Below are 24087 nucleotides of genomic sequence, written 5' to 3'. Positions count from 1 at the left end.
TGAGTCATGGTTTCCCTCCGCCTCTTGACCCTAGCAGATGCTATCCTGCTGGCTGACTATCACCAGCGCAATGCCGAATTTCACCGCCCTTGGTCGCCATTGATGCCACCCGACTATGCAACACCCGCCTTTCAGGAACAGCGCCTGCGCAACTACTTTCGGCGGCATAGCTGGGGCGAGCAATACCGCTTTGGCATTTTCTGTGATGCAGATCCTGTGCAGTTGATTGGAACGATTACCCTAGCTGCCGTTGAGCGGGAGTTTTTTCAGAACGGACGTTTGGGCTATTCGATCGACCAGCAGTTTCAGAATCGGGGTGTGATGACTGCTAATTTACAAAAGGTGATTCACTTTAGCTTTGTAGAACAGGGCTTGCATCGGCTAGAGGCCAGCATTATGCCGCACAATGTTGCATCTCGGCGGGTTTTGGAAAAATGTGGCTTTGAAAAGATTGGTTATTCGCCAAAATATCTGCAAATTCAAGGAGTTTGGCGCGATCACGAGCTGTATATGCGATTGGCGGACGACTGAGCTGCAAGCGCTAGTATTCTAGTGCTTCCATTATCAATCCCTTTGATGCATGATTGTCTTTCAGTAACGATTGCGGTGTTCGTTAACTGCTTGACGAATTTGGGATATCTACGTCTGAGCGGCTTTGTCCGCATCATTCAATTAGCTCGCCGCGATTGAAATGCGACCTAGTCTACTTGAAACGATTGAAATGCGGCCTAGGATAGAAAGTCCGCTTGAAGAAGCCGCGATTGAAATGCGGCCTAGGATAGAAAGTCCACTTGAAGTGGACTAGTGAGTTGAAGTTGAGTCCTGAAGGGACTTGGCTAGGTTAGCCTGCAATTGTATTTATGGGGGAAATGAAAGCAACGTTAAGAAAAGACAAAATTGGTTCACTCTAAAGGGCAGCGTAGCAGGGTGAGGCATGTCTATTTGGAGAACCTATTACCATTTAGTTTGGGCTACCTATAATCGTTTGCCGCTAATTTCAGAAGCCAGTGAGTCGGAATTGTACTGTCGGATCACATCTAAATGCGAGTCTATGGAGTGTCGGCTGTATGCGATTGGCGGAATTGCAGATCATGTGCATTTAGTGGTTTCGATTCCGCCCAAATTGGCAGTCGCAGAGTTTGCCAGACAAATTAAGGGCAGTAGTTCTCGCTTTATGAATCAGCGCTATCCGATCTGCCAATTCGCATGGCAACGGGAATATGGCGTCTTTTCGCTAGGCAGCAAGCAGCTTGATCAGGCAATCACCTATGTTCAAAACCAGAAAAGCCACCACGCCTCTGGCACTATACTCCGCGCCATAGAACCCGAAATCCTTAACCATAATGGACCGAATCAGTCCACTTGAGTGGACTTCCTGCTCTAGCCCGCAATTCTATTTGCGGGACTCAGAACCGGAAACGCGATTAGCCGCGATTGAAATGCGGCCTAGGATAGAAAGTCCACTTGAAGTGGACTAGTGGGTTGAAGTTGAGTCCTGAAGGGACTTGGCTAGGTTAGCCTGCAATTCTTTCGCGGGACATCTTTTGCATCACCTGCTCTGCGGTCAACGGCTGAGTGAATGGTGGGATGACTGCGGCTGGCATAACTTTACTACCTGCAACTATGCTGATTTTCTCACGCTCCATCATCTGCTGGATCAGGGCTGTACTCAATCAAGTCGCTGGGGGTGCATCTTAAGTGATTACAGAGCGCGTTAAGCGTATCTCCTCCAATTCGAGGCATGTTGTCCTGATTCTTGAGTGACGAAATTGCATTAGGGTGAACTCCCATCAATTCTGCTAGGCGTTTGTTTGTCATCCGCTGCCTAGCCATAATTTCCCGCAATCGCCACCGAATCGTCAATTTTAGAAGTCCGATAAACCTGCTATCTCACACTGCTGCGACTATACTTGGTCAAACTTCACACAAATATGCTTTGACTTTTAACGTACATGGTTAAACTGTGTGATAACATCTGAACAATGAGAAGCCAGTGCGTAGCAGCGACCAAACTCCTTGCACTGGCTCACGTCCCAATTTGCAATAGAGACAAAATAATTATGACCTATGGCAACCGTCTTAGGCGATGGATCGTCGTGCGCCTTTCATCCAATTTGCAGCATGTCGATGTAGCCCGGTTTCTCAAATATGCCGATGCAGAAGGCTATCGCCAAATTCTGCGCCGCATCGACCCCACCCGCCGCTACGAAATCATGTTCGACGCCGGAGAGCAAGACACCGAAACCGATTACTATCGTCCCTGCTATCGCGGTTACTACTACTAAACCCCAACCCGAAAACTGGAGAAGTTTAGTTTAAAGCTTTGAAGGTCTCGGACGGCGATTTAGTTCAGTTCGACGGTAGATTCTTCTACCCAGGCGAGTGAGTCTTTCGCCTGATCAAACCTCAATTAATGCGGGTATATCAGATCCTCTTAAGGCTTCGTCTTCGATAGGCGGGGCGAAGCCTTTGAACTCAGTTAGATAAGTCAACTTGAGCATTTATATTCTGCTCATGGTTGTGTGGTCGCTATATTGACTTGACTGCCTTTGGTGATAAAACCATAGAGGCACTGGAAGTGCGGCGAAAAAGTTCTGTCTTGAGTTATTCAGTTGTTCTGCTTACTGTTAGGTAGAGTTTTGACCATCAGGGACAATTGGCTTCTGTCTTTCAGGTTACGTCATATTCAAGCTTCTATTTCCCGAAAGAAGCATCCGGGAATTAAAGCCTGGATTCACTTGGTCCTTATAGGGACTTTACAGAGAATTTGCATAATGCATTGACTTGTATTGGCGCTATGAGGCACCAAGCAAACTCAATTCTGAATCAACTAAAAAATTGATTGAGAGTTGAGTATTGATCAAATCGTTGAATCAGTTGTTTTGAGGAAAAGCTATGGAAACCCTTGCCTATCTCCACGGTGCAGAAAACCTAGAACAGTCGGAAGCAAAAGAGTTGAATCTCGGCAGCTTGAAGGCTGTGGTGACTACCGGTTTGATTGCCGCAGGCGTTACCGCTGGTGTTACTGCTCTCGATGCTACAACCAACTCTGCTTCGGCCTACGGCTATGGTCGTGGCTGCTGCCGTCGGGTGGTTGTTCGTCCTTGCTACTATCCGCGCCACTACTACGCTTATCCGGTGTACTATCGTCCATGCCGGAGCGGTTGCTACTACTAAGGCGATTGCAAGTTAGGCGATTGCAAGTTAGCGTCTTGGCACTTGAGGATTGCTAGATCCGAGCAAGATTGCTGGACCTAACAAATGAATCTTTTTTCAATTTGTGTGACAAACTGCGGTATATCAGAACGCTAGGCTTCGTCTTTCTCTAAGGCGGAGCCTTATTTGAGTTTGACATAGTAGTTGGAATAGAAGATTATCCATACATCTCGGCCTTGAGGTCTCGCTCCATCAAAGCCTCTACCGCCTGTTTGGGCGTAATTTTGCCATTGAGCAGCAAATAGACCTGCCGTGAGATAGGAACCGCTATGCCTTTGCGCTCCGCCAATTCAATCAACACATTGGTGGTGCTGACGCCTTCAGCCGTACTTTGTAATTCGGTGAGAATTTGCTCTAGGGGCTTACCCTGTGCCAACCCATAGCCAACCCGGTAGTTGCGGCTAAGCGGACTGGTACAAGTCGCCAGCAAATCACCCAGACCTGCCAAGCCAAAAAAGGTTTCTGGCCTGGCTCCTAGATGGGTACCGACACGAATAATTTCGGCTAAGGCGCGGGTAATCAAGCCAGAGCGGGCATTAGTGCCTAGATGCAATCCATCACAGACACCAGCAGCAATTGCAATCACGTTCTTTAGCGTACCGCCCATCTCGGTACCAAGCGGGTCTGTATTGGTGTACACCCGAAACCGATCCGAAGACAGAATTGCCTGAGCCCGTTCCGCCGCGACTTGATCGTGGCTGGCAACCACCGTGGCCGCAGGCAAGCCCTGCTGAATTTCCTCCGATAGGTTGGGGCCGGAGAGAACCACAATCGGATGGTTAGGAAAGGCGGCCTGCCAAATAGGTGAGGCCGTGAGCTGCGTAGCCGGATCCAATCCTTTGGTTGCGCTGACCAAGATTGCCGTATCCGGCAGCATCGAGGCTCTTACCCGCTCGACGGTTTCGGGCACACCCTTCATGGAAATCGCCGAGATCACGATCTCCGCTGAGGCCAAAGCCGCTTCCAAGGTGGTTTCTCCCCGACGCGACCAGACCTGCACCTGATGACCTCGGTTCCGAGCCAGCATTGCCAGTGCTGCCCCCCACTGACCTACTCCTAAAATTGCCACTCGAGTTGGTGACAACGACAACCGATCCGATGCAGTCGAACGGATATCCACAATCAGCCAGCCATCCCTTGTTTTTCTACTTTTAGCTTTTTGCTGTTTAGCTTTTTGCTTTTTACCACAGTAAACAGTTATTTGATCCGTCGCTCATGCCGCTAGCCCATTATGCCGCAGCAACGCCGTCGTATTTGGCTCCCGGCCTCGGAACGCCGTGAACACCTTCATTGGATGTTGGCTGCCACCTAGGGCCAGTACCGTATCACGGAAGCGATGCCCCACCTGAGCCAGTTTTTGCTCATCATCGAGTCCAGCTTCTTCAAAGGCGGCAAAGGCATCAGCACTCAGCACTTCTGCCCACTTGTTTGCGGAAACCGTTGACAAATTTCCCGTGTTCCGGCGACCCCATCTACAATCGGCATCTGCACATCCATCAACACCACATCCGGCTGCAACTGCTCGACCAACTCCACGGCTTCCCGCCCGTTGCTACCTTCTCCAACCACGGCAAATTCAGCATCTGTTTCCAGCAGGGCTTTTAACCCACGCCGAATCAGGCTTTGATCATCGACCAGCAGCAACCGAATCATAGAGCAACGTCGCTCCAAACGTCACTCAAAACATCACTCAAGCGGCAGCCATACTTCAACTCGGCATCCTCGCGCCGGCGCTGTGCTGATTCTAAGCTCACCAGCCAGGGCTTGTACCCGTTCCTGCATGCCTTGCAGCCCAAACCCGGTAGTATTCTTCTCCAATTCAAACCCATTGCCGTTATCTTCTACAATAATCTGAATCTGTTGGTTAACTGGTTGCACAATAACACTCACGGCAGTTGCATCGGCATACTTGCAACAGTTTGTTAGGCTTTCCTGGATGACCCGAAAGATCGCGAGGTTGTAGGCATGGGACAGGGGCTGATCCAGGTTCACTTGCACCGTAGGTAAAACGCCGGTAGAGCGATGAAAATGATCCACCAAGGTGGCGACCGCCGCACCCAATGGCTTACCTCCGAGCGGATCGGCGCGCAGGGCCGCAACCGACTGGCTCACATCAGCCAATGCCTGCGCTCCCAGTTGTTTCAGTTCCAGTAACAGAGCTTCGGCTTTGCTAGGTTTCACCTTGAGCAACCGGATTGCCGCCTCCAAATGAAAGTTAAATGCCGTCAGAGAGTGCCCCAACGAATCATGAATATCGCGGGCGATCCGATTGCGCTCTTGTATTGTCGCCAATTCCTCTACTTTCATTGCATACTGCTGTAACCGAATATTCGCCTCGGCCAAAGCATCTCGACTTTTGCGCTCTGTGATCACTGCATCAACCAGCAATTGTAGAAACAAAATCACCAGCCCGAAAATTAGCAGAGAACCCAGCCAGAACACTCCTAACTGATCCGGAGCAACCCGAAACGGTAATGCCCGACGATTGAGCAAACAAACGATGCAGGCTACAAAAGTGAGAACGGTAATGATTGTGCGAGCGTATCCGTCAAACAGCACACAATTGCGAATCACCAGCACTAAAAACAACAGTTGGAATAGCGGAATCTGCCCGACCAGAGCCAGCAGCAGCAGCAAGCCAAACTCTATGATTGTGTACAGCAGCTTTTGCCAGCGGCGAGTTGGAAAGACTAGTCCCATCGCTGAAAAAACCAGCAACCCCACCCCATTCAACCCGACTGAACCATGGGTATGAGCCAGCCGTGAAACGGGGATAAGCACCATAACAATGCCTAACAAAACCCACTCCAACCAGAGTAATAATCGCAATGGAGAGGATCGGGACAGTTGGCGCAATCTCATGTTAATCAGCGAGGAATTGACAAGGAATTGACGAGGAACCAGCAAAATCTTCTTTCACTGTACGGCTTGAACCGCATTCATGACTAGAGGCAGATGTCCTGTTCACAATCGGGACAAAGTCCCAGTTAGGTCGGGACGTTGTTCTCTAGTAACAAAGGCTGTGCTGCTCCTAAATTAGGAAGCATCCACCAATTCAGGAGCTGAAGTGCAATGAACCGACGCTGGATCGCTGTGATGCTGGGTGTGCCGATTTTGGTTACACCAAGCAATTGGAGTTACGCAATCTACTGCAATTCACACGAGCACAAGTCACCCAAACGCTAACTCCAGAACAACAGCTACAGGTCAACGCTCAATCGTTGCAACAGCAGGCTCGCTAGGTTGTTTGGATTCGCTGAATTGGATTGTTCTCAACTCATTTCATCTAAAAACAAGGAGTCCTATCATGCAGAAATTCACTCACTCATTCAAGGTTGGCCTATCCCTAGCCGTTGGCTTGGCTTTTTTGACCACAACTCTACCGGCTTCTGCTAGAACCATTTCGGGTCCACGGGGCGGTACAGCTACGGGCAATGCGAGGGTAGTTGCCAACCCCAGAGGCGGCCAAACGGGAGCCGCCCAGGGTTCCTTTACCGGCGGCCATGGCGGCAGCGGCAGCAGTCAGTTTGGCTTTCGGAGCAATGGCCGGGGGCAGGCCGTTTACAGCGGTAGCGGAACGGTGACCACTCCAAACGGTAGCAGTTACACAGGCACGACTCGCGGCTATGGCAGCTACAATTCCACCTCCGGTTATAGCGGCGAGAACACAACCATAATCAACGGCAATACCTACAATACCTCGACTCAAAACGGTACCACCACAGTCACCACTCCTTCTGGCTCTCGCACCTTCAATCGGCTGCGCTAGGTAACGATCGATAGGTAGGGGAATGGGGATAGAGTAGGTAAATTATTCGCCGAAAGTTGTACTCGACATCATTGTGCATCACGGCCATTGGCGCACTGCGAAAAATAGCGGTGCCTTTGCCAAGTTTGGCCATCAACTGTTCACGACGCTGGGCATACTCGGTTTGCATAGTCACTCAAGCAGGAAAGGGAAGGAAATAACCTTCTACCAACCTACAATAGAGCCAAGAATAGAGCCAAGCGAATTGGAGTGAGATCATGACTTCGACCGTGCCAGTTTCGCCGCCTGGATTGACTCTGCCCGATCACACCCAGTTGCCAGAATCGGATGGAACGTTTGTGAAGAATTTCCAAGAGCACCCTGAAAGTGTCTTACTGACTGATTCGATCTATCCTACGCTACAGGCTCTCCATCCTGACGGTCAGTTCTGCATCGGGCAAGATTCTGGCATCTACTGGCGGTTGACCGATCCCCCTGAGCGCGGAGCCGTAGCTCCAGATTGGTTCTATGTGCCGAATGTACCGCCCACACTAGAGGGACAGCCTCGTCGCTCCTATGTGCTTTGGAAAGAGTATGTGGCTCCCTTGATTGTGATTGAATTTGTCTCTGGCGATGGTTCGGAAGAACGTGACCGGACGCCCCCAGCCCAGGGGACCAATCGAGTCGGTAAATTTTGGGTCTATGAGCAGGCAATCCGCGTGCCCTACTATGCCATCTATGAGGCCGAAAACGCGCAAGTCGAGGTTTACCACCTGTTAGACAATACTTATCAACGCATGACGCCCAATGCTGAGGGACGGTATCTGATTCCGCCGATGGGAGTAGAATTGGGCATCTGGCAGGGCCACTACCAAAATATGGAACTACCCTGGTTGCGCTGGTGGGATCGGCAAGGAAATTTGCTGCTCACGGGTGACGAACGTGCCGAACAAGAACGACAGCGCGCCGAAGCAGAGAAACAGAAGCGACAGCAGTTGGTAGAAAAATTGCGAACGCTCGATCCAAGCCAACTAGAGGCGCTAGGAATCGATTCAGAATTGCTCGATCTCTAATTAATTTCTAATTAATCTGGCTAAACTGACGCTATCAAGCTCTAGGTAAGGTAGCACGGCAGTATTGTCAGCAAGCGTGGGGATTAGCAACCGAATTAAGGAGCCTGAGCGCATGAGCACAAAAGAATGTAAAGCACTCAAGCAAAAACCAGAGGAGGAACACAATGGCAGCAACGGTTAAAGTACAAATTTCACCGAAACGATTGCAGAAATTCAAGCTGTCCGTGCAGAGTATGAGGCCAGTGAATATCAGACTTTAGAAGATTATCTTGCCAGTCGATCGCAGCTATCATCATGAGCTACAAAATCGTCATTTCTAAAGCAGTGCAAAAACAAATAGAGTAAACTGCATCAGAAAACAGTCCGATTGCCTCTAGCATGTGGAGAAAATTTTGGTAGCACGTATGGCAAGGGCTGCGCCGACGTTTAATCCTCAAGATTTTAAGCTAACAATCAACACGAAAGTGAGGTAGCTTTGGCTACCCCACTCTAAGTAGGTGAGCATAATTAAACATAAAACCCAAAACCCTGCGCGGGCGGCGCAGGGTTTTGAATCTGGTTTTTAATTATGCCGAGGTACTTAGTAGAAGGCAAATTGGCTATTGCTGACATTCCTGCTAATCATGACCCATCACATGCAAAGGTAGAGCCATGCCCTAAAGCTTGCCTTCAAATCGCTGGTGCCAGACGATGTTACCCAAAATGGTAATGACCAAGGTGATGCCGCCTCCAACAAAAGCTAGCATGGGGTTATAACCGCTGCGGCTAAGGGTTTGCATCCACACGTGAGTACGTTCCGAGGAAACCAAAAGATCCGCCAATAGCGGAAACAGGTACATCAGCGATGCGCCTACAATCAACCAGCCCCCCATCAAGGCGAGTAGAAAAACAGTTTTGACAGTTGATTGGCTACTCATAGGCATTACCCATAGGCATTACAGACAAACCTTACTATCAAAAGCTACACCATCGACTGTTATTTGATCAAATTGCTCCTCACTCCTGGCTTTCGCCTCTCTCCCATTTTTGCCCCTCACTCAAGATTGCCTCGCACCTGCCGCAACTCCTCTGGTGTATTGCAATTGAACAGCATCTCAAAGTCAGTCAAGGGTAAGGCTTCAACCGCTTGATTGGCTAACCATTGCTGGAACGAAAGTCCGCCATTTTGCACATAGGCCGCTAGCGAGGCCCTACACCCCACTCGGTAAAAGCCACATAGCGGCTCCCACCAGCCCGCCGGATTCCGAGGCAAGCAGGCAATAGTGGTGGTTGCAGTAGAGGGTAGTTCGCTCAGCCACTGCTGCAAAATCTCTGGACTTAAGTTGGGCAAATCGCAAGCCAACAGCAGCACCCAATCGTTTGGAGAGGCTTGAATCTGGGACAGCCCTTGCAAATATCTGTATGACAATCTAGTAGATCGGCAAACCGGACAGCGAGCTTGTGCCTTAGTGCGTTTTTTCATGACCTGCCCCTTTATGGAGCTGAATGAGGAACTGAGAGCAGCCGCACGGGACATTGTTGGTGGTCGCAGCGTCATGTCTACAACTAAATGTTTGACACTGATGGCAACGGCTGGTGATGAACCGCAATGGAACTCTCGCCAAACCTCTAGGGGGCATAAGGCCATCCCTCTGATCGACCGAGACTTTATCAGCCGTGCCCCGATGATTTCCCAGTTGATTCACCAGTTTGGCCTGGACGTGAACATGCTGCTAGAACCCGATCCAGAAATCTTGATGGATCTAGAAAAAACCACGTTCAATGTCTTCTATGTGCCGGAAGCGGCTGGAAGTAACCATATCCCGGCCCAAACAGAGTTTGTCTTACCCTATCAAATCAAATCCGTACTGGGATTTGGCGGCATGTTACCAACAGGGAATCTGTTTGCAATTATCCTATTTACTAAAGCGAAGGTTTCTCCCGAAGCAGCCGAATTATTTAAGTGGATATCTGCCTACGCCAGAATTTCCGTTGCATCGTTAGATAAACGTGCTGTATTCGCCTAAGTCGTATATTGTTCTTCATCACCTGCTATGGCAATTAACCCTGACATTCGTGATCAAGCCTATCAGTTTTTTATTGAAGAGGCCCCTGAACTATTACAGGCGATTGAGTCAGGGTTACTGACCCTACACCAGGACCATAGCACCACCAAAATTCACAGCCTGATGCGAGCCGCCCATTCCCTGAAGGGAGGTGCCGCCAGCGTTGGATTAGACACAATTGCTACCTTAGCCCATCGTTTAGAAAACATTTTTAAGGCACTCTATAACGAAACATTAGCTGCCAACCAGGAGTTGGAAAACTGGCTGCTCCAGGCGTATGACTGCTTACGGTTGCCGTTGATTGCTCAGATCACAACTGGCTCTTTTGATCACGGGCAAGCACTAGCTGCCGCAGAACCAGTCTTCAGTCAAATTGAGTCCTACTGTGGCGATGCACTCACCCAAGCTGACAGCTATATTCCCAGTTCTAGCGAGATGGGTGTGGATCTGGTATTTTCCATTTTTGAGGTAGATGTAGCCCAAGGATTGGAACAGCTAGCTCAAATCGTTAACCATCCTGAGGCGTATGATCTGGCCAGTGAACTTCAGGTCCAGGTAGAAGTGTTTGCTGGATTTGCTGAACTATTGAATTTGCCCAATTTTGGCGCAGTTGTCCAAGCCATTCAGCAAGCCCTCGCCCACTATCCTGACCATGCCCTCGAAATCGCCCGGATTGCCCTGAATGAATTGGAAGCTAGCCGACAGGCAGTACTCGCAGGCGATCGGATGGGGGGAATGGGTCCTTCTGCTGCCTTAACCGAATTTACAGCTAACCCTGACGCCAATCCTCCGTTTGCGACTCCTCCCTCATTCCGACCCTCTCTAAGCCCATCTCTACAGGAAACGGAATTACTCGATCCAGCAGTCTATGGGCAAGAGGCTGATCAAAAAGTAGACCAAGAGATTTATCAAGAGGTTTATCAAGAAATAGACGACGACACAGAAGAAGAAATAATAGAAGAAACTATCAAAACAGCATTGCCGTTACTAGAAAATATTTTTGGAGTATCGCTGTTTGACTTTGAGGAACAAGAAGGCTCTCAAGTAGGTTTAGATGTTACTGACGAGGCAGTAGAGGCTGATACAAACATTGGAGAAGACGATTTACCAACCGCTTTAGAGTCAATTATAGAAGAAGCTGAAGAGGCTCAGATCCCGATCTCAGCCGAAGAGAGTCTAGAAGATACTTTGATCGAGGCAGATACTCTCATCGAAGCAGCACTGGAAGAGGAAAGACTATTAGCATCCGAAATCGCTGATACAGCATACAATACTAATTTGTTTGATCTAGAATTCAGTCCACCTGACTGGACGCAGCCAACCTTGACTGAGCAGCAAGAGGCAACGTTATCTATCACTCGTTCGGCATATCAGGCAACCCAACCCAACACCAACTGGCGCTTAACCCCGATCCAATCGGCCCGATCCGCTTCCGCTCTCACAGTACGGGTTGATTCAGAACGGTTAGAGCGCATGAATAATCTGGTGGGCGAGTTGGGAATTAACCGCAGCAGTCTGGCGCTGCAAAACGATCAGTTGCAGCGAGTTTTACGGGAGTTGCGCAGTCGGTTTACTCGCTTCCAGTCTCTAGTCAGTCGGCTACAAGGTGTATCGGATCAGTTGCTGATCGCTCCAGAGCGATCTCGTCGGATTGGGGTAGCCCAAGAGCGCTTTAGCTCAGGTGATCGGTTGCTGTCTTCTGCAGCAATGGTCTCAGATGCAGCAGCAATTGAGTTTGATTCGCTAACCGCAGTCGGATTCAGACCCAATCGCTGGTGCGGGGCGGCAATATTCTGATTAACGTCCGACGCATCGAAGCCCCGATTGGAGCCGACAGCGATATCATTGCCCGACGCCCACTAGAACAGGGCGGTAAAATTAATATTTTGGTGGGCAATGAGGCGGAAGACATCATTGGCTTTGTGCAGGGACGAGCGATTGCTGGAAATGGTCTCAACGAAATTGATGCTGCTGCAGGTGTGGTCATCACCGAGTTTCCAGCGATTGAAGTGCCAGAAATCCAGCTCCCGTCAGACGCACTGGCGGCTCGGTCCGTAGCTCAAGGCTGCGAATCCATCAGAAACGAAACGAGTGAATCTGTTGCACGCTTTTTCAACACTGGACGCAGTGGCCTCTCAGTTACACCCTACGAACCCGTCAGCAACAGCGACATTTTAGAAGACCTGCGGCTGCCCGATTCGCCCGATTCTCAGACAAATGCATCCACTCCTATCGTAGAAGCCAAAGGCTGGATTCGAGATGCCCACGGTAACCTGTCTCTAGTTGCCAACCTTCCGCTTTCAGTGAGTTGTCACGCGAATGCGGGGGAGACGCTGCAAGTGGGTCGGTTCTGAGTTGGGTTTGGTCATGTGCGGATAGGTGAGGTTGGATTGCACAGGACACTGGAGATAGAGTGCGTTGGATGATTCTGCTGCTGTTGTATCAGATGGTTCTTGGATAGATAGCCGATTTTGCTACGATCAGGGTTGGGTCGCCTCTACCAGTTCGTCAAAGGTGCAGTTGAGCACATCCATCAAGATTTTGGTTTGACGTAGACTCAGCTTAGGTTCAACACTTCCCTTTTCCCATATTGAAATTGTCTTCTGGGTCACTCCAATCGCATCGGCTAAATCTTGCTGAGTTAATCCAACTCTCTGTCGCAATTGTACAAGCGTTAATTGAGCATCAAATTCAGACATCAGGGCTGACCGCACAATAGCTTCTCGAAGAATAGGGATTGCATCTTCCAGCCCTAACCGCCCTAATGATTCTGCTGCTTTCGCTCGGATTTGTGCATCTTCAGCATTTAGTAAAAATTCACAGAGAGTTTCAAGAATGAGCTGGATACTTTCTGGAGGAATCGACACACTGGACTTCTCATTTCGTAGCGAGTCTTGATCGAGTGTAAATATTTCGAAAAATCCAGATTAGAGGCAGCAGACATGGCACGAGGGCAGAAAGCTTGAGCCTATTCTAACCGAGTAATTCGGCAGACAAGAACTTGCGGTATTGTCGCAATACATTGTATTACAATGCATTCAGGATCTAATTGGGAGACTCCTATGCCATCACCGTTTCCAGGAATGAATCCCTATTTAGAGCATCCCGATTTGTGGTCGGAAGTGCATAACCGACTTGTGGTTGCCCTTGCCGATAGTTTGGCGGTGCCGCTGCGTCCTTGCTACTATGTGGCAATTGAAAAGCGAACCTATTTCAGTACGCCCGAAGAAAGCATTTTGGTTGGTATTCCAGATGTTTCCATACTGTCCAAAATTACTAGTTCACCACAGGTTTCTAAGCTAGAGGCAACTGCCACACTACCATTCCAAAAGCCATTGCAAGTAAAAGTTCCGATGATGGAAGAAGTACGAGAAAGTTATTTAGAAATTCGGGAACTTAAAACGGGAGCTGTAATTACAACAATCGAGGTTTTATCACCCAAAAATAAACGTGCTGGAGAAGGAAGAGAGGCTTATCTGCGCAAGCGGTATCAGGTATTGGCAAGCTACACCCATCTGGTTGAAATTGATTTGTTGCGAGCCGGGACACCTATGCCGCTTGTTGACCTAGATACCAAGACAGATTACCGAATTCTGGTCAGCCGTAGTACTGAACGCCCAGTCGCCCAACTCTATGCCTTTAATCTTCAGCAGCCGATTCCGGTGTTTCCGTTACCGCTACGTCCGGGAGATGCTGAGCCACAGATCGATCTGAAATTGCTGCTAGATGGCGTTTACGACCGGGCTGGATTTGACTTGCGGATTGATTACAGTCAGCCACCCCAACCGCCCTTATCTGAAGCAGAGCAGGCGTGGGCAAATACCTTACTAGCACCTCTGCTAAACCAATAAGACAATGTTCGTTTCCGTGACTCGAAACACAGCAATCAAAATTCGCAGCACCATCTCCAAATCTTCTGGAACTCGGTAACTGTTAATATCCTCAGTAATCGATTTGGCTTGACGCTCTAAGCGGCCAAAACGCCATAAATCCCTAATCGTGACCGCATCGATCAGCACCGGCTGTTGCTCAATCGAAGGCGACTGCTCCCACTGATCCAGAACAATCAACTCTGCCACAAGTTGGGTAAAGCCGTAATCAATATCGTCCTGCTTCGCTTCAATTACCGCTCTCTGGCTGCATGCCTATCCGGCACGACATTTTACTGAGCTGCAATTTATCGACCCCCAGATTGTAGAGGGGCTGACGATTCCATTAATGGCAGTTGGTGAACCCCTAGGCGTGATTTGGATTGTCTCCCACGATGCCCAGCGGCAATTTGATGCTGAAGATGTGCAGGTGATGATCAGTCTGGCGGATTTTACCGCTACCGCCCTGCATAATGACCAGATCCGTCAGTCCCTACAGCAACGCGAAGCAGAACTCCGGGTCGTCACCAATACCGTCCCGGTTCTGATTTCCTTTGTGGATCGGGAGCAGCGCTACCGCTTCAATAACCGCACCTATGAAGAATGGTTTGGTCGATCTGCCGCCGCGGTTTATGGTAAGACGCTCTGGGAGGTGCTGGGTGAATCGGCGTATCGCACGCTTCGTCCCTATGTGGAGCAGGTTTTGAGCGGTGAGCTAGTGACATTTGAGAGTGAGGTTCCCTATCAAGATGGCGGCAGGCGCTATGTACAAGCCACCTATGTTCCCCGCTTTGACAGCCAAGCTACGGTAGAAGGATTTGTGGCGTTGGTAAGCGACATTAGCGAACGCAAGCAAGCTGAGGCTGCCCTCCGCCAAGGTGAGGAGCGCTTGCGGATTGCCCAACAGGCTGCTAAAGCTGGCGTTTGGGACTGGGATGTCCTCACAAATCAAGTGACCTGGTCCGAGGAATATTACCAGCTCTATGGTCTGGATTCGGCCACTACTCAACCCTCCTACGAAAACTGGCTGGCAGCAATTCTAGAGCCAGATCGCGCTCATGCCGATCGCGCTGCCCGTGAGTCCTTAGAGCACCAGACCAATCTCAACGTCGAGTTTCGGATTCTTCACCCTACCCAGGGAGAGCGCTGGATTACGGCGATAGGTCAAACTTTCTATGACGCTAACCACCGTCCCATCCGCATGACCGGAATTGCCCTAGATACAACCGACCGCAAACGAGCAGAAGAAGCGCTGCGCCAGAGTGAATTCAAGTATCAAACCTTGGTGAAAAATATGCCAGGGATGATCTACCGCTATGTTCCTAACCTGAAGGGTAAGGATAGCTTTACCTATGTCAGTTCTGGTTCTCGTCAGCTGTTCGAATTAGCACCGGAAACCATTCTGCAAGATGCGGATGCCCTCTGGTCCCTGATTCATCCTGAGGATTTACCGTCGCTACAATTCTCTGTAAACACTGCTATAGTCAACTCAACTGACTGGCAGTGGGAAGGCCGCATCATCACCCCGTCTGGCCAACTCAAGTGGATTCAGGGCAAATCTCGTGTGGAAGAAACCGAGCATGGCAAGGTGTGGGATGGCTTGCTGATTGATATCAGCGACCGCAAACAAGCCGAACTTGAACGCGAACAACTGCTGACTCGTGAGCGTCACTACATCAACCAATTGCAGGGACTAACCACCGCCGCCCTAACGATTAACTCTGCCCTTTCGGTGGAGCAGGTGCTGCAACTGATTACCGATCAGGCCGCTGCCATTATTGGAGCGCATCAATCGGTCACCAGCATGACCTTGAACCAGAACTGGGCGCAGGCCATTACTGCGATTTACCTATCTGACAAATACGCCCAGTGGCGAGGCTATGACGAGAAACCAGACGGCTCCGGCATCTACGCCTGTGTGTGTCATCTGAATCAACCCATGCGGCTAACCCAAGCTGAACTAGAGGCCCATCCCCGTTGGCAAGGGTTCGGCCAAGCGGTAGCCAATCACCCTCCCATGCGCGGCTGGCTGGCAGCTCCCCTAGTTGGACGAGAGGGCCAAAACATTGGCCTAATTCAGCTTTCCGATAAGTATGAGGGAGAGTTTAGCGAAACCGATGAAGTGATTCTAGTGCAGCTAGCGCAAATGGCTTCGGTCGCTGTTGAAAATGCCCGACTGTATGCAGCGGAACGGCAGACCCGATCCGCTGCCGAAGCATCTCGCGAAGAGGCCCAAGCTGCCAATCGAATTAAAGATGAATTTCTTGCTGTACTCTCCCATGAACTGCGCTCGCCCCTCAATCCAATTCTCGGCTGGGTCAAACTGCTACGAAATCGCAAGCTGAATGCAGAAAAGACGACCGAAGCGCTAGCCAGCATTGAACGCAACGCCAAACTACAAGCTGAACTCATCGAAGATTTGCTCGATGTCTCCCGCATCTTGCGCGGCAAACTCAGCCTTGATGTATCCCCAGTCGATCTCAGCTCCACCATTGCAGCCGCTATGGACACTGTGCGACTGGCTGCAGAAGCCAAGCGAATTGAGCTGCACTTTACCGTCAGCACCGGGGGAGACACAACCCCCTCCCCATCTCGACTGCTGCAGGTGATGGGCGATGCAGGCCGCCTACAGCAAGTGGTGTGGAATCTGCTCTCCAACGCCGTCAAGTTAATGGCGAGCGCTGGTATCCCTGGCCTGGCTGGATTCGTGGCAGAATTCTTGATTTTCCAGGGCAGCTACAGCACCTTCCCGATTCAAACGCTGGTAGGTGTGGTCGGTACAGGTTTAACAGCAGTTTATTTTGTGATTTTGCTCAACCGCACCTGCTTTGGTCGCTTGGATAACGCGACGGCCTACTATCCCAGAGTGCTGTTTGAAGACCGCTTGCCGGCATTGATTTTAGCCGGCCTGATTATTTTCCTGGGCGTGCAGCCAAACTGGTTGGTGCGCTGGAGTGAAGCAAGCTCTACGGCGATGGTGGCCGCGGCTCCGGCGATTGAACAGGTTGAGCAAGTAGCCGTACAGGCAACTGCAAATCCCGAATTGCCAACGCCCGCATTGCCAACTTTAAACTAATTCACTCTTACCTCCAGACCTAAACCTATGACTGCAACTCTGATTCCTCCTTCCACAACTAAGTTACCGCCTTCAACGCACGAGTTTGCCGAGATCATTCATCGTTTGGAAGCAGGTGGGGCCATGTTACCCGACACGCCCGAAAACCTGATGCAGATCATTGGGCTGTATAAGGCGTATGCGGTGCCAATGGACTTCTACTGGCGCGATCTGCTTTACATTGCCGAGCAGGTATTTCTGAATCCGCTGCCGTTTTTCAAGTACTTCATTTCCGACGAATACTTGCAGCGGCAAAATCACTATGCAGGCGACAATGCTGACCTCCGCATCTGGCGCGGTACCGGCAGCGCCCATCCAGAACTGCTGGAGTTCATGGAAAAAGGCGAGCTGAAGCAAAAGCTACCCAAGCTGCTGCACCACTGGTACCACGACCGCATCAACATGGAATTTGCCGAAGAATGTATGCGGGCGATGCTGTGGCATGGTCGGGATATGGGTATGGGCAAGTTCGATGCCTATCTGGATAGCGAAGAATATAAGCAAAATGCTGACCGCGCCATCAAAGCCTACTTCAAGGGAAATCCGCTGATGCTGGGCTTATACAAGGCATTTCCCGATATGTTCCTGGAGCAAGTGCGGCAGATGTCCTACTATGCCAATCTAGGACTGTTCTGGGAAGTGATGGCCCCCGTATTCTTCGAGATGTCTGACTTGTATGACGAAGGCAAGATCGCCAGCGTTCCTGATGCCATGAATTTCTTGGTTAACGGTATTTTCGCGATCGCGGGTCGTCCGATCTACCATCACGTTTACATCAACGGCGAGTGCTACGAGATCATTCCCAAATCAAAGGGCTTTATGTGGCTCTACGAAGCCGCTCTGCCCTATGTTGAAGCCGTGTTCTACCGCACTTCACCGTTCCGGGGTACCAAATCCTACAATGCTCAAGCCGGTCAGGTTCCCGCCGAGCAGAAGGACTTCCACTATGGCGTGCTTTACGCCGATAAGTTCCCGGTTGGCACAGCCGGAATTCCGCCTACACTGCTGGCCCAAGACATGCTGCACTTCTTGCCACCCTATCTGGTGGAATACTATAAGCAGCACTGCCGGGGTGAAGACGACATGCTGATTCAGCTTGCAATCAGTTTCCAGCGCTCAATGTATTGCGTTACCTCTGCGGTCATCCAAGCCCTGCGAACGGCGTTGCTCTATCCGCTCGATGATCCCAATCCCGAACATTTGATGGCAAACCGCAAGTTTTTTGAAGCCCAGTTGGATCGATTCAAGCGTCCGGAAGCACGACTGCGGAATATTCAAACGCCAGATTATCGCTAGAAAATCAGACCTCGGTAGAGAGAATCTAGATCGCTTCTATTGAGCTGAAATAGAGGGCAATCGTCTCCTTCGATTTGATATCTGATTGATATCTGATCAATTGAGATGATTGCCCTAAATTATCTGCGCAGTTCACTGCATGGTTCTATTCAGAATACTCATAAATTTACCGGGGCAGTTGGGCACTGGCAGCAGTCTACTCCACGCTCCGGCTTCTGTTACACCCAGGGTATGTTGGCGGTGAATGTAGGTTGTGATCTGCCCTTCGGTGCCAATCAAAAGGACGGTGAAGATACGCGGATCGCTATTGTCGAAACTATCAAGATTGAGCAATGAGGAATTGATCATGGCAGTCTAAAACTCCACTGAGGTTAGGGATATTGAAAGTCCCAAAACCGAAGCCACCCCGCTTTTTGTCTGCATAGCAAAGCTAAGGTGGCCAGTGGAGTGTTAAACTGCCTTCTAGCCCACCAGACTGCCTTCTACAGTTTGGGGGTTAGTTCCTTGAGGGTGTTCCCGCACTCTCTTGGAACGCTTCCAGTTGAGGAATTTTCAGTTGTGGTTACTGAGCCTATCGTAGTGTGCGGCTTTTGGCAAGTCGTTCTTGATACAGGTTTACGAAAGTTTCTTGCTTGAGGGAGGACTATAATCAACGCACGTTGCATGGCATCCAAACCGATACGAATGCCAAGAGCGATGTAGGAGCCAAAACCACCGTGTACTCGCCGTCCCAGTTCTACCCATTGATCGGGTGTTTCGGTCGGACGAGTTGGCTGAAGCGCAAGTTGTTGATGGTCATTGAGTAAAGCAAATTTGTCCTGGGCGGAATCGCGCAGCATACCATTTGCAGCAGTAGCAATCTGACTTCCATCAAATCCCAAAATCCCACACAGTATTGCGACCCAACTCAAAGTATTGATACCCTTAATCATTTTGTAATCCTCAAATGCCCCTTGCCGGGATAGTCAAGCCGGATGCGGTCTGTTAAATTATGCCGAAGTGCAAAACTACAAGCAATCCGGTCAAACCATTCCACATGAGAGCAGACGAACTTCTAGATCATTATCGACGGGGAGAACGTGATTTTCGAGGAGTCAATTTACGCGGTGTTTATCTCAGAGATGTCCACTTGCAGGACGTTGATTTAAGCTGTGCAGATTTGCGTGGTGCCTCCCTGATGAGCGTTGATTTCAGTGGTGCGAACTTGCATCGCGCTGATCTAAGCGGATCATTCTTAATTCACGCCAATCTCAGTTTTGTTAACTTAACACAAGCCAACTTGACAAAGGCATTTCTGATTCTGGCAAATTTGCACCAGAGTTGTTTAACTGAGGCAAATTTGAGTCAAGCCAATTTGACGAAAGCAAATTTGTCTGAGGTGGCTGGGTTTGCTGAAGCTAGTCTGGATCGCACTATTTTGACGGGAGTGTTACTGCCACCGCGAAAGGCGGGTCATGAACTATTGCGTTATTTGCAAATCTGGAAAGATTGGCAGTTAAAATTCCCGCAGTTTAAGCTTCGACCTGGATCAGATTTATTTGATTTACTACCTTTTTCAACCGTGATAGTCCATCGCCAGAAAGTTCGTTAAAGCTAATCACAAAAAGAGATTTTCCATATAGCGCTAAACTGGCTGAGCATTAGTACTCTCTTAGAGTGCAGAGAAAACTTGTTCTGAATTCAGCGATCGCCCAATAAAGACCAATCGAGTTTGATGCGGTTCATTGGGTTGCCAGGGGCGATCGTAAAAGGTATCAAATCGATTGCCAACGCCTTGAATGACCAACCGCATGGCTTTATTGGGCACCGCTACAAAGCCCTTAATCCGATAAATCTCATACTGCTGAACCAAAGATTGCAAGCGACTAACCAACTCCGCTGGGTCAAATGTTTCGTCTAAAATGACATGAATTGAAGTAATGTCTTCATCGTGTTCATGCTCCTCTTCCGTATCATGATGGCTGGGACGGGAGTCGAGATTGTCTTCAACGGCTGCGTTAAACCCTAGCAAAAGATCGGGACTAATTTCTCCCTGCTTGCAGGGCACAATCTTGACACCATTTGGCAATTCTTTTTGTAACCACTGCTGAATACGATGTTGAGTTATTAAGTCAACCCGATCAACCTTCGTTAACAACACCATATCGGCACACGCCAGTTGATCTTCAAACAGTTCTTCAATCGGAGTTTCATGCTCCAGGCTATCATCAGCTTGCCGTTGAGCTTCCAGCGCATCTAGATTGCCCACAAATCGACCATTGGCAAGGGCTTCGCAATCCACAACAGTCACAACGCCGTCAACGGTTGCCCCAGTGCGAATTTCAGGCCAACGAAAGGCTTGTACTAACGGCTTGGGCAGGGCTAAACCAGAGGTTTCAATCAGAATACAGTCGAGGCGATCGCGTCTTTTTAACAACTCCTGCATGGTTGGCAAAAACTCTTCCTGTACCGTGCAGCACAAACAGCCGTTTGCCAGTTCCAGGATATTCGTATTGGGGTCTTCATCATCGTCACAAACCCGACATGATTTCAACAATTCGCCATCAATCCCAACTTCACCAAATTCATTCACCAGCACGGCAATGCGGCGACCCTGATTGTTCTGCAATAAATGACGCACCAGCGTCGTTTTTCCGGCTCCTAAAAAGCCTGTGACGACGGTGACAGGAATTTTGTGCATGATTGACTCCTAGGTGATTTTAAGGTTGGTTCGGCAAGGGCGGCAGAACTGCATGAATGTTCTGTTTGACGGTCGCAGGGCGGTCTTTGTAGGGAGCTTTGCCATCTGAAGCAGTGATATATTGACGGCTAAATTCCAGCAGATCTGGGACTGAATTGGAGGGGGAGAGTTGACTCAGAATAAAGGTGAGTTTGTAGGGAGCAGTAAACGCCACCACACAGGCGCGATCGCACGCTCCCATACAGCGAACAGGTTGAAGCCGGATGCAAGCTTTGTTACTGGTTTCCAAGCCATCCTGGAGTTGATTGAACAGGAATTGTCCTTCACTCAAACCTCAGTACAGGACAAAAGCTTGCAAGGGGGTACTAGGAAAGGGTTTACTAGCAGTGTAAGTCAGAATGCGATTGGAAATTCTCAACAAATCACTCTGGATGTCTCAGATTTATTTCTAAGCGATAACTCCTTTATTACTGCTGCGAGTTCCGGTCAGGGCAATGCTGGTTCCATTCTGATTCAAAAGGCCGATCGCATTCGCCTAAATCGCAGTACTATTTCCACTGAAATCAATACTGGAGCAATCGCCACAAGCCCCAGCAACATTCGCATTGCCGCCGACCAACTGCAACTCAACAATGCTCAGATCACTGCTAGTAGTGCAGGAACAGGCAGAGCCGGAGCTATTACGATTCGCGGCGACGAGACCAGAATCGCCGATCGCGTTTCCCTCACTAATGGCAGTGCCATCTCAACCGATATCAGACGCACCGGAAACGGACGAGGGGGCAACATTAGCATCCGCACCCAAACTCTGAATCTCGACGATCGCTCTCGCATTAGTGCCCGTACCCGTGGTCGAGGGGAGGCAGGCACCCTGGACGTATTTGCTACAATCCTTTCCCTAGCTCAAGGCTCCCAACTGCTCACCAGCACCTCCAGCAACAGTGATGCCGGAGATATTAGCCTTACTGTTAGCGATCGTTTACTGATTGATGGCCAACAAGCGGGCAGCAACAGTGGCATCTTTGCTAGTACTTCCCGCAACTCTAGCGGTAGAGGAGGAGCGATTGCAATAGACACCACCGATCTCAGGCTCAGCAATCGAGGAACGATCTCTGCCCAAAGTCGAGGAAGTAACGATGCTGGAAATATTGACATTGAGGCAGATGGATTATTTAGCCTCAGCAACAGCGATATTCTGGCCATTGCCACTACAGGTGCAAGCGGCAACATTCGGGTTAATGCAGATCAACTACAACTAGACGATCGGGCTACGATTTCTGCCCAGGTATCGGGAGATAATCCTGCTGGTTTCATTCGCCTCACCGCCACGGATCTGCGCTTACAGAATCAATCGGAGATTTCTGCCAGAAGTAGTGGCAGGGGCAATGCAGGGAACATCGAGATCGCAGTGGAGGACAGCTTCCTTGCCAACGACAGTATCCTCCTCACCGATGCGGCTCAAGCCTTTGGTGGAGCAATTCGTCTTCGTGCCAGCGATATTCGCTTAGAAAATGACAGCGACATCAGAACTCAGGTTGCTGAGAGTGGCGGGAATAGTGGTGGCAATAGTGGTGGCAATAGTGGTGGCAACATTATCCTCACTGCTGATACGATTCTCGCCTTTGATGACAGTGATATTGATGCCTCTGCCCCCACTGGACAAGGAGGCGACATTACCCTCAATACTGACGTGTTCTTTGGGGCAGGCTATCAGGCAGAGCTGAACTCTGGAGAAACCAATGGAAACAATCGGGTAGATGTGAATGCCAGTGGGGAACGGTCCGGAGTGGTAACGGCCCCAGATGTCAGCTTCATCCAGAACAGTTTAGCGGACTTGCCTGCCAGAGCGATTAACACCGACCAACTCCTAGCCAATAGCTGTATTGCCCGCACGGAACAGGGTGGCACGTTTTTGATCACTGGCACCGGCGGCTTACCAGCAGCACCCGGCAACGATGCGGCCTCGGTCTATCCCACTGGAGAAGTGCGAGGAATACCGGTTGAGGGTGAGGGGGCTAATTGGCAATCAGGTGATCCGATTGTGGAACCACAGGGGGTGTATCGATTGCCTGATGGTCGCTTGGTGATGAGCCGCGAATGTGATTTTCGCTAAATGTTAGACTCGTTGAAACGAGCTTAGAACCGAGGTTTATAGCTCAAGGGACTGAACGCTAGTTCAACGCGGACACCGTGACTGCCATCGATTGTGAGGTTAGCCCGCAATTGCCGCGCTAGAATCTGCACGAGTTTGAGACCCAACGACTCAGAATTACGCCAATCCAAATTAGCTGGTAACCCAACTCCGTCATCCTGAACCACGATGTGAATAGTATCCTGCACTTGAAATAGCATAATCGCAATTTCTCCGGGCTGTTCTGGAAAGGCATGTTTGAGCGCATTAGTCACCAGTTCGTTGATCAAGAGACCGCAGGGCACAGCTGTTTCTAGGTTGAGCAGCACAGGTTCGGCAGTGAGGCTCGATTGAATTGGGTGGGTAGGATCACCAGCAGCCAGCCTAATATTATCTAACAGGCGGCGCAGGTAGTCAGCAAAATTGATTTGTCCTAGGGAATCAGATTGATAAAGCTGCTCGTGAATCAAAGCTATGGCGTGAATTCGAGTCTGTGCATTTGTAAATAAGCTCAGCAACTGTGGCTCTTGAATTCGGTCTGACTGTAAATCCAGCAAATTAGCAATAATGTGCAGATTGTTTTTGACCCGGTGGTGCACCTCCTTCAGCAGCGCCTCTTTCTCCGCCAATTTTTCTGCTAAACCCTCTTGAAGGATCGAAATTGGTCTTCAAGGCCGATATCATCGCGGAAGCGAACGATGTGATATATCTTGAAGGCATCTATGTTGCCCCCGAATATCGCGGAAAGGGCATAGGTTCGGCGTGTCTGGCAGAGGTTTCGAGAAGGCTGCTCGGAAGAGCAAGCCACATCTGCCTGCTGAGCAATCAGGAATTCAAACACGCACACCGAAGCTTTGAGAAAGCGGGGCTTAGGAATACGGGAAGCTGCACAACGCTCTTCCTATAATATTTGT

At 49.9% G+C, this 24087-nt stretch carries 30 protein-coding genes; 15 read left to right on the top strand and 15 right to left on the bottom strand.

Features of this window, described 5'->3' with window-relative positions; all coding sequences use genetic code 11:
• Nucleotides 1–6 precede the first annotated feature (6 nt).
• Both JVX88_RS20590 and tnpA read left to right on the top strand, forming a co-directional pair.
• A complete protein-coding gene (locus JVX88_RS20590; protein ID WP_211620005.1) occupies nucleotides 7–531 on the top strand; it encodes a GNAT family N-acetyltransferase in 525 nt (174 codons plus the stop codon).
• Between the two features lie 403 nt (nucleotides 532–934).
• Nucleotides 935–1366: an IS200/IS605 family transposase gene (gene tnpA, locus JVX88_RS20585; RefSeq protein WP_211620004.1), complete on the top strand. Its 432-nt coding sequence runs from the start codon at nucleotides 935–937 to the stop codon at nucleotides 1364–1366.
• 269 nt (nucleotides 1367–1635) lie between these two features.
• Here the strand turns inward: tnpA and JVX88_RS20580 are convergent, their stop codons facing one another.
• Complete coding sequence (locus tag JVX88_RS20580; RefSeq protein WP_263975614.1) at nucleotides 1636–1845, bottom strand: helix-turn-helix domain-containing protein; 210 nt, start codon at nucleotides 1843–1845, stop codon at nucleotides 1636–1638.
• Between the two features lie 215 nt (nucleotides 1846–2060).
• Here JVX88_RS20580 and JVX88_RS20575 point away from each other — a divergent pair, with 215 nt between their 5' ends.
• Nucleotides 2061–2285 (top strand): hypothetical protein, encoded by a 225-nt coding sequence (locus JVX88_RS20575; protein WP_211620002.1) that lies wholly within the window; start codon nucleotides 2061–2063, stop codon nucleotides 2283–2285.
• A gap of 610 nt (nucleotides 2286–2895) precedes the next feature.
• A complete protein-coding gene (locus JVX88_RS20570; RefSeq protein ID WP_036004279.1) occupies nucleotides 2896–3177 on the top strand; it encodes a hypothetical protein in 282 nt (93 codons plus the stop codon).
• Nucleotides 3178–3373: 196 nt separating this feature from the next.
• Here the strand turns inward: JVX88_RS20570 and JVX88_RS20565 are convergent, their stop codons facing one another.
• The 4 genes from JVX88_RS20565 to JVX88_RS20550 form a co-directional block, all read right to left on the bottom strand.
• Complete coding sequence (locus JVX88_RS20565) at nucleotides 3374–4300, bottom strand: NAD(P)H-dependent glycerol-3-phosphate dehydrogenase (RefSeq protein ID WP_211620001.1); 927 nt, start codon at nucleotides 4298–4300, stop codon at nucleotides 3374–3376.
• Nucleotides 4301–4429: 129 nt separating this feature from the next.
• A complete protein-coding gene (locus JVX88_RS20560; RefSeq protein ID WP_263975189.1) occupies nucleotides 4430–4630 on the bottom strand; it encodes a M3 family metallopeptidase in 201 nt (66 codons plus the stop codon).
• Complete coding sequence (locus JVX88_RS20555; RefSeq protein ID WP_211620000.1) at nucleotides 4624–4869, bottom strand: response regulator transcription factor; 246 nt, start codon at nucleotides 4867–4869, stop codon at nucleotides 4624–4626. Before JVX88_RS20555 ends, JVX88_RS20560 begins: the two co-directional genes overlap by 7 nt.
• A 33-nt stretch (nucleotides 4870–4902) precedes the next feature.
• Complete coding sequence (locus JVX88_RS20550) at nucleotides 4903–6000, bottom strand: sensor histidine kinase (protein ID WP_211619999.1); 1098 nt, start codon at nucleotides 5998–6000, stop codon at nucleotides 4903–4905.
• Nucleotides 6001–6523: 523 nt separating this feature from the next.
• Here JVX88_RS20550 and JVX88_RS20545 point away from each other — a divergent pair.
• Entirely contained in the window at nucleotides 6524–6985 is a 462-nt protein-coding gene (locus tag JVX88_RS20545; protein WP_211619998.1) for a hypothetical protein, read from the top strand.
• Here JVX88_RS20545 and JVX88_RS20540 read toward each other — a convergent pair.
• Entirely contained in the window at nucleotides 6969–7154 is a 186-nt protein-coding gene (locus JVX88_RS20540) for an aminopeptidase P N-terminal domain-containing protein (RefSeq protein WP_263975188.1), read from the bottom strand. The two genes, JVX88_RS20545 and JVX88_RS20540, sit on opposite strands and share 17 nt — an antisense overlap.
• 88 nt (nucleotides 7155–7242) lie before the next feature.
• On the opposite strand from JVX88_RS20540, the gene JVX88_RS20535 reads away from it, so the two are divergent.
• The gene (locus tag JVX88_RS20535; protein ID WP_211619997.1) at nucleotides 7243–8037 is read left to right on the top strand and encodes a Uma2 family endonuclease; all 795 of its coding nucleotides are present in this window, start codon (nucleotides 7243–7245) and stop codon (nucleotides 8035–8037) included.
• A gap of 656 nt (nucleotides 8038–8693) precedes the next feature.
• On the opposite strand, the gene JVX88_RS20530 is transcribed toward JVX88_RS20535, so the two are convergent.
• Nucleotides 8694–8954, bottom strand: coding sequence for a hypothetical protein (locus JVX88_RS20530; RefSeq protein WP_211619996.1), 261 nt, complete (start codon nucleotides 8952–8954; stop codon nucleotides 8694–8696).
• Nucleotides 8955–9070: 116 nt separating this feature from the next.
• A complete protein-coding gene (locus JVX88_RS20525) occupies nucleotides 9071–9499 on the bottom strand; it encodes an NTP transferase domain-containing protein (RefSeq protein ID WP_211619995.1) in 429 nt (142 codons plus the stop codon).
• On the opposite strand from JVX88_RS20525, the gene JVX88_RS20520 reads away from it, so the two are divergent.
• The 3 genes from JVX88_RS20520 to JVX88_RS20510 are packed head-to-tail and all read left to right on the top strand — an operon-like array spanning nucleotide 9498 to nucleotide 12436.
• Entirely contained in the window at nucleotides 9498–10043 is a 546-nt protein-coding gene (locus JVX88_RS20520; protein ID WP_211619994.1) for a hypothetical protein, read from the top strand. The genes JVX88_RS20525 and JVX88_RS20520 overlap by 2 nt on opposite strands.
• Before the next feature lie 27 nt (nucleotides 10044–10070).
• Nucleotides 10071–11879, top strand: a complete 1809-nt coding sequence (locus JVX88_RS20515; protein WP_211619993.1) for an Hpt domain-containing protein — start codon at nucleotides 10071–10073, stop codon at nucleotides 11877–11879.
• On the top strand, nucleotides 11858–12436 hold the full coding sequence (locus tag JVX88_RS20510) for a hypothetical protein (protein ID WP_211619992.1): 579 nt from the start codon (nucleotides 11858–11860) through the stop codon (nucleotides 12434–12436). Before JVX88_RS20515 ends, JVX88_RS20510 begins: the two co-directional genes overlap by 22 nt.
• A gap of 126 nt (nucleotides 12437–12562) precedes the next feature.
• On the opposite strand, the gene JVX88_RS20505 is transcribed toward JVX88_RS20510, so the two are convergent.
• Nucleotides 12563–12949 carry a helix-turn-helix domain-containing protein gene (locus JVX88_RS20505; RefSeq protein WP_211619991.1) on the bottom strand — a complete coding sequence of 129 codons (387 nt, stop codon included), beginning with the start codon at nucleotides 12947–12949 and terminating at the stop codon, nucleotides 12563–12565.
• A gap of 195 nt (nucleotides 12950–13144) precedes the next feature.
• Between JVX88_RS20505 and JVX88_RS20500 the strand changes: the two genes are divergently transcribed.
• Nucleotides 13145–13933: a DUF4058 family protein gene (locus JVX88_RS20500; RefSeq protein ID WP_211619990.1), complete on the top strand. Its 789-nt coding sequence runs from the start codon at nucleotides 13145–13147 to the stop codon at nucleotides 13931–13933.
• On the opposite strand, the gene JVX88_RS20495 is transcribed toward JVX88_RS20500, so the two are convergent.
• Complete coding sequence (locus JVX88_RS20495; RefSeq protein ID WP_211619989.1) at nucleotides 13922–14161, bottom strand: hypothetical protein; 240 nt, start codon at nucleotides 14159–14161, stop codon at nucleotides 13922–13924. The two genes, JVX88_RS20500 and JVX88_RS20495, sit on opposite strands and share 12 nt — an antisense overlap.
• 139 nt (nucleotides 14162–14300) lie before the next feature.
• On the opposite strand from JVX88_RS20495, the gene JVX88_RS20490 reads away from it, so the two are divergent.
• Complete coding sequence (locus JVX88_RS20490; RefSeq protein ID WP_211619988.1) at nucleotides 14301–17027, top strand: PAS domain-containing protein; 2727 nt, start codon at nucleotides 14301–14303, stop codon at nucleotides 17025–17027.
• 27 nt (nucleotides 17028–17054) lie between these two features.
• Nucleotides 17055–18362: a CO2 hydration protein gene (locus JVX88_RS20485; RefSeq protein ID WP_211619987.1), complete on the top strand. Its 1308-nt coding sequence runs from the start codon at nucleotides 17055–17057 to the stop codon at nucleotides 18360–18362.
• 132 nt (nucleotides 18363–18494) lie between these two features.
• On the opposite strand, the gene JVX88_RS20480 is transcribed toward JVX88_RS20485, so the two are convergent.
• Together JVX88_RS20480 and JVX88_RS20475 are read right to left on the bottom strand one after the other, a co-directional pair.
• A complete protein-coding gene (locus JVX88_RS20480) occupies nucleotides 18495–18710 on the bottom strand; it encodes a hypothetical protein (RefSeq protein ID WP_211619986.1) in 216 nt (71 codons plus the stop codon).
• Between the two features lie 134 nt (nucleotides 18711–18844).
• Entirely contained in the window at nucleotides 18845–19294 is a 450-nt protein-coding gene (locus JVX88_RS20475) for a hypothetical protein (RefSeq protein ID WP_211619985.1), read from the bottom strand.
• Between the two features lie 104 nt (nucleotides 19295–19398).
• Between JVX88_RS20475 and JVX88_RS20470 the strand changes: the two genes are divergently transcribed.
• Nucleotides 19399–19953 (top strand): pentapeptide repeat-containing protein, encoded by a 555-nt coding sequence (locus JVX88_RS20470; protein ID WP_211619984.1) that lies wholly within the window; start codon nucleotides 19399–19401, stop codon nucleotides 19951–19953.
• Nucleotides 19954–20013: 60 nt separating this feature from the next.
• Here the strand turns inward: JVX88_RS20470 and cobW are convergent, their stop codons facing one another.
• A complete protein-coding gene (gene cobW, locus JVX88_RS20465; protein ID WP_211619983.1) occupies nucleotides 20014–21042 on the bottom strand; it encodes a cobalamin biosynthesis protein CobW in 1029 nt (342 codons plus the stop codon).
• A 19-nt stretch (nucleotides 21043–21061) separates the two neighbouring features.
• Nucleotides 21062–21373 (bottom strand): DUF1636 domain-containing protein, encoded by a 312-nt coding sequence (locus tag JVX88_RS20460; RefSeq protein ID WP_211619982.1) that lies wholly within the window; start codon nucleotides 21371–21373, stop codon nucleotides 21062–21064.
• 21 nt (nucleotides 21374–21394) lie between these two features.
• Here JVX88_RS20460 and JVX88_RS20455 point away from each other — a divergent pair, with 21 nt between their 5' ends.
• Entirely contained in the window at nucleotides 21395–23155 is a 1761-nt protein-coding gene (locus JVX88_RS20455; RefSeq protein ID WP_211619981.1) for an S-layer family protein, read from the top strand.
• Between the two features lie 23 nt (nucleotides 23156–23178).
• Here the strand turns inward: JVX88_RS20455 and JVX88_RS20450 are convergent, their stop codons facing one another.
• Nucleotides 23179–23802, bottom strand: coding sequence for a sensor histidine kinase (locus tag JVX88_RS20450; protein WP_211619980.1), 624 nt, complete (start codon nucleotides 23800–23802; stop codon nucleotides 23179–23181).
• A gap of 32 nt (nucleotides 23803–23834) precedes the next feature.
• On the opposite strand from JVX88_RS20450, the gene JVX88_RS20445 reads away from it, so the two are divergent.
• Entirely contained in the window at nucleotides 23835–24080 is a 246-nt protein-coding gene (locus JVX88_RS20445; RefSeq protein ID WP_211619979.1) for a GNAT family N-acetyltransferase, read from the top strand.
• Nucleotides 24081–24087 lie beyond the last annotated feature (7 nt).

This window comes from Leptolyngbya sp. 7M, assembly GCF_018128485.1.
The sequence above is the reverse complement of the archived record's forward strand: the minus strand, read 5'-3'. Positions and strand labels throughout refer to the sequence as shown.